The 8,615-nt window shown below is 35.5% G+C and carries 12 protein-coding genes and 1 pseudogene; 6 read left to right on the forward strand and 7 right to left on the reverse strand.

Annotated features, from left to right (window positions below):
- Positions 1-639 precede the first annotated feature (639 nt).
- The 3 genes from EKM79_RS11745 to EKM79_RS11755 form a co-directional block, all read right to left on the reverse strand.
- Positions 640-852 carry a hypothetical protein gene (locus EKM79_RS11745; RefSeq protein ID WP_011005842.1) on the reverse strand — a complete coding sequence of 71 codons (213 nt, stop codon included), beginning with the start codon at positions 850-852 and terminating at the stop codon, positions 640-642.
- A 382-nt stretch (positions 853-1,234) separates the two neighbouring features.
- Complete coding sequence (locus EKM79_RS11750; RefSeq protein WP_046870853.1) at positions 1,235-1,594, reverse strand: hypothetical protein; 360 nt, start codon at positions 1,592-1,594, stop codon at positions 1,235-1,237.
- Positions 1,595-1,606: 12 nt separating this feature from the next.
- Complete coding sequence (locus EKM79_RS11755) at positions 1,607-2,194, reverse strand: site-specific integrase (RefSeq protein WP_025083961.1); 588 nt, start codon at positions 2,192-2,194, stop codon at positions 1,607-1,609.
- A 129-nt stretch (positions 2,195-2,323) separates the two neighbouring features.
- Here EKM79_RS11755 and EKM79_RS11760 point away from each other — a divergent pair, with 129 nt between their 5' ends.
- The 5 genes from EKM79_RS11760 (at position 2,324) to EKM79_RS11780 (ending at position 4,657) form a co-directional block, all read left to right on the forward strand.
- The gene (locus EKM79_RS11760) at positions 2,324-2,674 is read left to right on the forward strand and encodes a type II toxin-antitoxin system RelE/ParE family toxin (RefSeq protein WP_056992261.1); all 351 of its coding nucleotides are present in this window, start codon (positions 2,324-2,326) and stop codon (positions 2,672-2,674) included.
- On the forward strand, positions 2,671-2,955 hold the full coding sequence (locus EKM79_RS11765) for a helix-turn-helix domain-containing protein (protein WP_003688399.1): 285 nt from the start codon (positions 2,671-2,673) through the stop codon (positions 2,953-2,955). The genes EKM79_RS11760 and EKM79_RS11765 overlap by 4 nt, the downstream gene beginning before the upstream one ends.
- A 114-nt stretch (positions 2,956-3,069) precedes the next feature.
- Positions 3,070-3,348: a plasmid mobilization protein gene (locus tag EKM79_RS11770; protein ID WP_125569037.1), complete on the forward strand. Its 279-nt coding sequence runs from the start codon at positions 3,070-3,072 to the stop codon at positions 3,346-3,348.
- Positions 3,338-3,640 (forward strand): type II toxin-antitoxin system YafQ family toxin, encoded by a 303-nt coding sequence (locus EKM79_RS11775; RefSeq protein WP_125569039.1) that lies wholly within the window; start codon positions 3,338-3,340, stop codon positions 3,638-3,640. Before EKM79_RS11770 ends, EKM79_RS11775 begins: the two co-directional genes overlap by 11 nt.
- A gap of 549 nt (positions 3,641-4,189) precedes the next feature.
- Positions 4,190-4,657, forward strand: coding sequence for a Dps family protein (locus EKM79_RS11780; protein WP_015474713.1), 468 nt, complete (start codon positions 4,190-4,192; stop codon positions 4,655-4,657).
- A 41-nt stretch (positions 4,658-4,698) separates the two neighbouring features.
- Here EKM79_RS11780 and EKM79_RS11785 read toward each other — a convergent pair.
- Positions 4,699-4,788: pseudogene (locus tag EKM79_RS11785) on the reverse strand (IS30 family transposase); the annotation flags it as partial.
- Positions 4,789-4,965: 177 nt separating this feature from the next.
- On the opposite strand from EKM79_RS11785, the gene EKM79_RS11795 reads away from it, so the two are divergent.
- Positions 4,966-6,555 carry an APC family permease gene (locus EKM79_RS11795; protein ID WP_281273231.1) on the forward strand — a complete coding sequence of 530 codons (1,590 nt, stop codon included), beginning with the start codon at positions 4,966-4,968 and terminating at the stop codon, positions 6,553-6,555.
- Positions 6,556-6,769: 214 nt separating this feature from the next.
- Here the strand turns inward: EKM79_RS11795 and EKM79_RS11805 are convergent, their stop codons facing one another.
- The 3 genes from EKM79_RS11805 to EKM79_RS11815 are packed head-to-tail and all read right to left on the reverse strand — an operon-like array spanning position 6,770 to position 8,491.
- On the reverse strand, positions 6,770-7,273 hold the full coding sequence (locus EKM79_RS11805) for a hypothetical protein (RefSeq protein ID WP_125569043.1): 504 nt from the start codon (positions 7,271-7,273) through the stop codon (positions 6,770-6,772).
- Positions 7,274-7,323: 50 nt separating this feature from the next.
- The gene (locus tag EKM79_RS11810; RefSeq protein WP_246005696.1) at positions 7,324-7,569 is read right to left on the reverse strand and encodes a hypothetical protein; all 246 of its coding nucleotides are present in this window, start codon (positions 7,567-7,569) and stop codon (positions 7,324-7,326) included.
- Positions 7,562-8,491, reverse strand: coding sequence for a replication initiation protein (locus EKM79_RS11815; RefSeq protein ID WP_125569045.1), 930 nt, complete (start codon positions 8,489-8,491; stop codon positions 7,562-7,564). The genes EKM79_RS11810 and EKM79_RS11815 overlap by 8 nt, the downstream gene beginning before the upstream one ends.
- Between the last annotated feature and the right edge of the window lie 124 nt (positions 8,492-8,615).

Genomic DNA, 8,615 nt, shown 5'->3' on the forward strand with positions numbered 1-8,615 from the left:
AAAACTCTATCTATAAACAGACAAAACTCTATCTATAAACAGACAAAACTCTATCTATAAACAGACAAAACTCTATCCATAAACTCCTGTATTCCCTGGGAGAGTAAGGCGCAATAGGGGTCTAAAAGAGGTTTAAAAGAGGTTTATAAAAGAGGTATATAAGAGGCACCACTGTACGAGGGCAAAACCTAGAAGCAAAAAACACAAAGGAGTGAGCCAAAAACCGGCTCACATTAAACTCCAGTCGCTATGCTCCTTGCGCCTCACTCTGTTCGTTGCCTAAAAGGTGTGGCAAGCCACATTAATTCGGGCGCTGACGCCCCGAACCCCGTCCAAGCTGAGCCAGCTTAACCGCTTTTTCACTCGCCGTTAGGCAGGAAAGCAAAGTTTTATAGAAACTTTGGCTTTCGCCAATTCAGTGTTAAGACTGGTTTAGAGCTGTCAATTCCTTATGCTCCCACGCTGTGCTCGTCCGCTACCATTGACAGCAAATAGTTAGCTTTTCTAAAACTTGATAAAGATTTAACTGCTATGTCACTTTTTAAGGGCCTTATTTTTTGTTCTCAGCGATTTTAAGGCTATTTATATACAATTTATACCAAAGCAAAAATAAAAAGCCCTCAGCGGCTTTTTAGAGGGCTAAATAACAAAGCCAGGACGATTAATAATATCTTCTTGTCTTTTTTGTAAAATATAAGTATATAGGGAATCATACAAATTCTTTTTGATCTCGTCAGGTTCATTGACAGAAGCTTCAAACAATTCTTGAATATCAACTTGCCAAGGATCAGCAAGCATTTCATCAATTGGCTTTAATACTTTCTTTTCGTCCATCTGAGTTACTCCTAACATTAGCTAATTATTTCAGGTTTAAATTAAAGGCATCTTTTTATAGTTAGTTATTTAAAGATTGTGATTAAGTTTAGAAAGAAAAACGGTGTAAAGCAATTAAAAAGATTTGTTTGAGCGCAGCGAAATCTAATACAATTTTTGGGATATCGAAACACGTCAAAGTTAGTTGACGTGTAAGTGCACATTGAACTAAAAAAAAAACCTTTTATTTTAATGATCAAGTTAGCTATTTTTTAGCGTCATTAAACGGAATGAAATGAGTTTAATGCGCACTTACACCCTTGACAAGTGTCAAGGGTAGATTTAAACCCCATTTTGATGGGGTTTATTTGTATTAGAAGGCTAACGCCAACTATCACAAACCTAGAGTTAAATCTTAAGATTAATCAATCACATTACGAAGGATCCAATGACTATAAGCAAGACGGGCACCGGGAGTTATTACCCAAGGGTGATTAATTTCGAAAATTTGAATTTCAGTTGCTAAGTAAAGTGGCGTCTTACCATGATTAAAAGCAAAAACGGGTTGCGGAAAATCAGGCTTACTAGCAACTTGATGAACACTTTGACGAGAGTTCATCTGCCAGCGAATTTTTAAATCTTCACGCGACAATAACTGTGGCAGCTGTGTTTTTTCAAGTTGAGCTTGTTGCTGCAACTTTTGTGTAAAGGCTTGTTTAGTCTTGTTTTGATGCCAATCATCAAAAAGATCATACTTGTTTGATTTAAAATCTAAATCCATAAAGCCAGCCTCCTAACCAAAATCAATTTTATCCAGCATCGTTTCAGTACTAGCCTGGTCTAAGCCTAAATAAGCTAAAGTCATTGCTTCACTGGAATGATTTAATAAGTGCATGACCAAACCAATATTATAATTAGATTGTGTGTAGACGCGATAAGCCCCGGTTTTGCGCATTGTGTGGGTCCCTAGATAATTAATTCCTAACAGATCGCCAACCTTACTCATAATTTTGTAGAACTGTTTTTCCGTGATATGGCGCTCGGGGTGTTGAATGGAAGGAAAGAGCCACTCAGAGGCTAGTCTATGATCAAGTAGCCATTGACGGTACAATAAGAGCTCTGTTTGAACTGGTTTAAGATACAAGGTATTAGGCTTACCCGTTTTTCGGTCGTGAATGAACGCATTTTGTTTAATAGCACCGTCCGGATTAAAAATATCGGTTTGTTTTAAGCGCATGACATCACTCACTCGCAGTAGCGTAGCTTTGCCAACTTGAAAAACTGTATAGTTACGCCGGCCAGCTTTAAAGTTGTTGAGTAAGGTATCTTGAACCTCTTTGAGAACGTTTGAATCTTTGATGGGTAAGACAACTTGTTGCATGTAAATCACCTCGCTGGAGACGTAATCCCTTGGTACAAGCGGAAGTGTGAAATTCACACTTCCGCTTGTACCAAGGGATTACAAAATAAAATGTTTGCCTTTTGATAGCAAATAGGCTATCATATAAATATGAAAAAAATAGAATTTGATTATTATGACTGGAATGAATTTAAACAATTTTTGGATCAATTACCTGATAAAGACGCTGCCAAATTAATTGCGACCATTCAAAATATTGAAAATAACGGTCTAATTATCGCAGAACGTCAATTATGGGTTAAAAAACTAGAAAACAATCTCTATGAGATTCGCTCTAAGAGGGCTTCAAATATTCAGAGAGCTATCTATTTCCAAGTACAAGGGCCTCAGTACTTAATCACCAATGCGTTCACTAAAAAAACGCAAAAAACACCAGAGAGTGAAAAGAAGATTGCTCGGAATCGACGAAGCCAGTATTTTAACAAGGAGGATCAACAATGAGTAAAATTGATGAATATGTTGCTGAAAGAAGTAAAAATAATCCTGATTTTGCAAAGCTCGTTGAACAGGAAAATATCAACTTAGAGGTAGCGATTAAAGTTCGTGATCTCCGTGAAAATATGGGTATGAGTCAACGTGAATTTGCTAGTCTAATTGGTAAACCACAATCAACCATTGCTAGAATTGAAAATGGATCAATGAATGCTTCGACTAAGGTATTGTCTGAGATTGCTCAGGCAACTAATCAACGATTAACAATTCAATTTAGCCCCACAATTTAGGGCTTATTTTAACAATGTTTTTTAGGGGCTATTTGAAAATCAAATAGTTGCAGTAATGATAAAAACACAATACAATAATTGTAATACGATAGTAAACATGGAAGGAGGAAGCTTATGAGTAATGCTATTATTAAAAATAAGACAGTTTCAACTCGTGTAACACCCGATATTAGTGAACGGGCTAAAGCTAATCTAGCAAAACAAGGATTAACTATTTCTGAGTATATTCGCTTATCCTTGGTTAAGGCGGCCAACAATGAAGTTCGTTTAATTAGCTTTTTAGATTCTCCAGAGGCTTTGACTGCTAAAAAAGAAGCAGAAACTGGTCAGGTGAAAAACATTGGCTCACTGGCCGACTTTGATGATTGGATCGATAAGTTAGATGCAAATTAAACAGACCAAGTCTTTCGAACGCGAATTAAAAAAATTAGTGAAAAAGCACTTTCCGATAACTGTCTTGAAACCTTGTTTAAAAGCAATTATGGAACAAGATACACTTATTTTGAAACGAATCAAAGATCATGCGTTAAAGGGTAAATGGCGTGGCTATCGTGAATTTCACCCTGCTAGGTATGGAAGTTATGGTAAAAACTATGATAGCTGGATTGTTATTTATCAGCTAGATCATAATGAATTAGTTTTGTTGTTGGTAGCCACTGGCTACCATGAAATCTTGAATCAATAGCTATAGTTTAGGGGCACTTATAAAAAAATAAATTAAAATAGCCCCCAATATCTAACCGGTAGATAATGGGGGTTGTTTTAACAACGTTTTTGAGGGGTTATTTGTGAATTATAGACCCTATATATTCATAGCCCCTTTCTGTTTGGTGTTAAAGTATTAGTCATCGATGTCATGCACTATCTTGTTTAGCTCCGTTTTGATGGAACTGGAAATATTTTCTAGATTGAAATGATTATATATTTCTTTATCCTTAAGCATCCTTTTTTGTGCCTTATTTAATTTACACTCATTGTTACCCACTACCCATTCATCCTTTGTACGTATAAAGGGGTTTTGCGCACTTTCCTTTAACGCGTTTTGAACATCTTCATAAGGTAAATAAAATTCAATTGTAGATTTATTTAATTTTACAATCTACCATATAACGTCTCCATCTTTTCAAAACGACTTAATTCTACGGGCTATAAATAACTTAATTTGCCAGTGTATAACGTTTCAGATTAAGCTACCACTAAGTTATAATAACCATATCGAAAGGAGATCAATCTAATGAAATATACGAAAACCAAAGCAGTATTAAATCAACTCGTTGCCGATTTGAGCCAGATGTCAATGATTATCCATCAGACGCATTGGTACATGCGTGGACCCAACTTTTTGAAGTTGCACCCTTTGATGGATGAGTTCATGGAAGAAATTGACAGCCAACTCGATGTCATTTCTGAACGGCTGATTGCGCTTGATGGCAGTCCTTACTCGACCTTAAAAGAAATGGTCGAAAACACTAAGATTCAAGACTGGCCTGGTGAATGGGACAAAACAACCCCAGAACGCCTCGCACACCTAGTTGATGGCTATCGTTACTTGGAAGACCTTTACCAACACGGCATTGAAGTATCCGATGTTGAAAAAGACTTCAGTACCCAAGATATTTTCATTGGTCTCAAAACCGCAATTGAGAAGAAAATCTGGATGATTCAGGCAGAGCTTGGGTCGGCGCCGGAAATTGATGAATAAAATAATATTAAAAAATCGGTAGGCTTATGGTAGATTGTAAAATTAATCCGAACGCCCATTTGGATATTGGACAGCCCTAGTTCACAAAAGGTTTCGATTTTAATTCGTTCGGAATAGGTTATACTAGACAAAAGATCAGCTCCTAAAAGATGGGTTTGTGGTAAACACCATTTTAAAGGAAGCTGATCTTTTTTGTCCGAACAGCGTTCGGATTAATTTTACAATCTACCGATTGTAAATATCCGGCCAAAATTTTGACAATACTTTCTTTTCTGATATTATTTTAAGTGTTTTTATTAAAAAAGGCGGTGCATATAATTCAAAAGAAAATAAACTTATATAGTCTTGTAATGTTAGGAATCGGATCATTAATAGGTTCTGGCTGGTTATTTGGAGCATGGGAGGCTTCCAAAATAGCTGGTCCAGCTGCCATCTTATCTTGGATTGTTGGGGTTCTTGTCATTGGTATAATTGCTTATAATTATGCGGAGTTAGGTACAATGCTGCCAACCTCTGGATCTATGAGTAAATTTGCAACATACTCCCATGGAAATATGCTAGGCTTTATGTCCAGTTGGGCAAACTGGATCTCCTTAGTCGCTATTATACCTATTGAAGCTATAGCAGCTGTTCAATATATGGCTTCCTGGCCATGGAGTTGGGCAAAATATACAAGAAAAATGTTTGACAATGGAACTATAACCATAATAGGATTATTTGCTGTTTTTACTTTTATAATTATTTTTACTTTAATCAATTATTGGTCTGTTTCATTCTTGTTAAAATTCACCAGCTTTATATCGTTGTTCAAAATAATAGTTCCTATACTAACAATAGTAGTACTATCTTTGAGTGGATTTCATCCACAAAATTATGGTTCCTCATTTCAGGAGTTTATGCCTTACGGGTCGTCATCAATATTTGCAGCAACGACATCCGCAGGTATAATATTCTCCTTTAATGCATTTCAAACAGTTATCAATATGGGAACAGAAGTAAAAAGACCTAGCAAGAATATCACATTAGGAATATTCTTATCACTACTTATAAGTGCAATTATATATATACTTTTGCAAAGTACATTTATTACATCTATAAGTCCTGGTATTATAAGTAAATATGGTTGGAACGGAATAAATATGAATTCCCCATTTGCCGATTTAGCAATTCTTTTGGGTGTCTACTGGCTTTCAGTCCTCTTATATATTGATGCCTTTATTTCTCCTTTTGGAACTGGTGTTTCATTTGTAGCTTCTGCAGGAAGAGCCCTTTCAGCTATGACTGAAAGTAGGCACATTCCAAAATTTCTAGGGAAAATTAATCATAAATATAATATTCCTAGAGTTTCTATGGTGGTTAATGCTATTTTAAGCATTTTATTAGTGTCAATATTTAGATCATGGGCTACATTGGCAAGTGTAATCTCTACATCAACTTTAATTTCGTATTTAACTGGACCTATAGTCCTTGTTTCATTAAGAAAAATGGGGCCAAATTTTAAAAGACCGATGAAAGTAAAAAGTATAAGAATAATTCCTCTTATTTCATTCTTAGTAACATCATTAGCAATTTATTGGGGTATGTGGCCTACAACTATAAAAGTAATTGGTATAATAACGTTGGGACTTCCTATTTATATTTTTTATGAATTTAAAATAAAAAATAGCGATATAAAAAAAGATATATTAGGTTGTGCTTGGTTTATTGCTTACTTAATTTTCATATCTTTAGTATCATATGTGGGGAGCTCGGACTTCAATGGCCAAAATTTAATCAAATATCCATGGGACTTCTTAGTAATAATTATAGGTTCTGTCATTTTTTATGCTTGGGGCATCAGAAGTTATGAATACACTTCTTCATTTGAAAACGCTAAAAAAATAAATAAAAAAATATAGAATTGCTCATATGGCTTTCCTCATCTCGTGCAATCTAATGTCAATTATAGCAATGGCTACACACGACTACCCATAAAAATACCCGAAACGATCTTAGAAATCGTTTCGGGTCACTTATTTGAATCGGATTTTAGGCCTTATTTGAAGATGTTTCTGGGCGATCCGTTAGGGTACAATCTAACGGATCAATTTTTGAAAGTTTATCAGTTAGTAATCATTGAGCCACAAGCTGTAGCCATGTTGTCAATATCGCCGTCCCAATCATTAACAGTATCTTGCTGAGAATCCAGCGTTTCTCTCCTGCAGTATTCTCTACTGGAGAAATATTAGACAGAGGAAAAGACAACAATTTTTTGTGCCGAAATTCTAGCATCATCTGCACAATGGTTAAGATAACAAACAAGACAATTGATGTCCACAAAATCATTACACGGACACTATCGTCCAAAGAAATTATCAGAAAATCGTTTATTGAATAGACTATCCAGCCACCTAAGAAAAACACCAATGATAAAATCTTTGTTGTGCTTTCCAATTTGACTAATTGGTTCACCTTCTTAAATAAAGTTGGATTTTCACCCAGATATTTAGCTACTTCTATATAGGCTTCACTACGCTTTTGATGCGCAGCTTGTCGCCGTACCAATATTGTCAAAAAAAGAGAACTTAATAACACTGTGAATCCAAGCACACCAAGCATTAATTGTAACAACCCCAATTAATCGCCTCCTTAAAAGCTAAGCAGCAATGAATGTCGCTGGTAATAGTTTAGCAGCCGTTCCAATCTAAGTAAACATCATAATCGACAAGTCTATTTGTCGATTCACTTGTCGATGACTTGTCATTGTCAAAGCCCATCAAATCCTTTATGTTTTTGACATCTTGGACGTTCAAAAAGTATCTATTGCCTTCCTTATTTGGTGTTTTGCTTGGCGATAATTTGGCGATAATTTGTTGAATTCTTTGCTTTGAAACGCCCAATTCATCAGCAAGTTCTCTAATAGTTTTAGGCATGATTTCCAAACCCCTTTCGGAGTTCAGCAAGTGCTTCTTGTCTTGCTTGATCTCTTATTTTTTTATCGTGCTCGGCCTGTTTATCAGCCAGTACCTGTTTTTCAGTAGAGCCTAAAGTTAGCCCCTTAACCTTGTCAATGGCGCGCCATTTTTCCTGTTCTGTTAATTCACCATTATGCTGAATGTTAAAGAGTTTTTGACGTTCATCTTGAAATTGACCTTGTGAGAAGTCGTTAGCGTCTTTCTTTTCAGGCTTCCAAGTAAAAGAATACCCAATCACTGGTTTCCCGCGGCCTTTACCATATTTTTTTCTAACCGTTAGGCCTCTAAAAAGAGGCGTAAGTTCCTCTTTGATGGGTTTTAAAACGGATTGATTTATATTGCTACTTTTATAGCTTTTAGGGACATCTAATAGCTCGTTAAAGTCTGCAACTGAAAAGTAAGCGTACCCAGTAGTTCTAAATTGTTTTAGTAACCGAAACATGGTTTTTGCGTAGCTACTTTTTAAATCTCTGAATTCTGATAAAGCATAACGAACCCAACTTTCCAGCTCATTTAATAATTTTATAGCTTTGGGGTAAATTTTAATATCAACATAAGGATCATCAGCATGGCCGTTTATCTCAAATTCGGTAAACATAACAAAAAATTCACGATGCAGCCCATCTTTACTACGTCTTCCAAAGCGTAAGCCTAAAATTTTTTGATAAGTACTTTCAATATCGTCAATAAATCGGTTATTTGCTGTAGGTTTATATGCACTTAATTCTTTTAATTGATCAAATGAAAACCTTACAGTTTCGTCACCCTTGTCACGCATTCTAGAAACTATTGAGAAGAATAAATTCATTTCAACAGGAGTGAATTTTCGAAGTGGGATTGTATTTAATTCAGGATCATATTTAACAATTTCATTACTCAAATGAAGCACCTCTTTTAATGAATATGGTTTTATGAATATATAATACTACAAAACTCTATCTATAAACAGACAAAACTCTATCTATAAACAGACAAAACTCTATCTATAAACAGACAAAACTCTA

The organism is Companilactobacillus insicii (genome assembly GCF_003946015.1).
In the GTDB taxonomy this organism is placed as follows: domain Bacteria; phylum Bacillota; class Bacilli; order Lactobacillales; family Lactobacillaceae; genus Companilactobacillus; species Companilactobacillus insicii.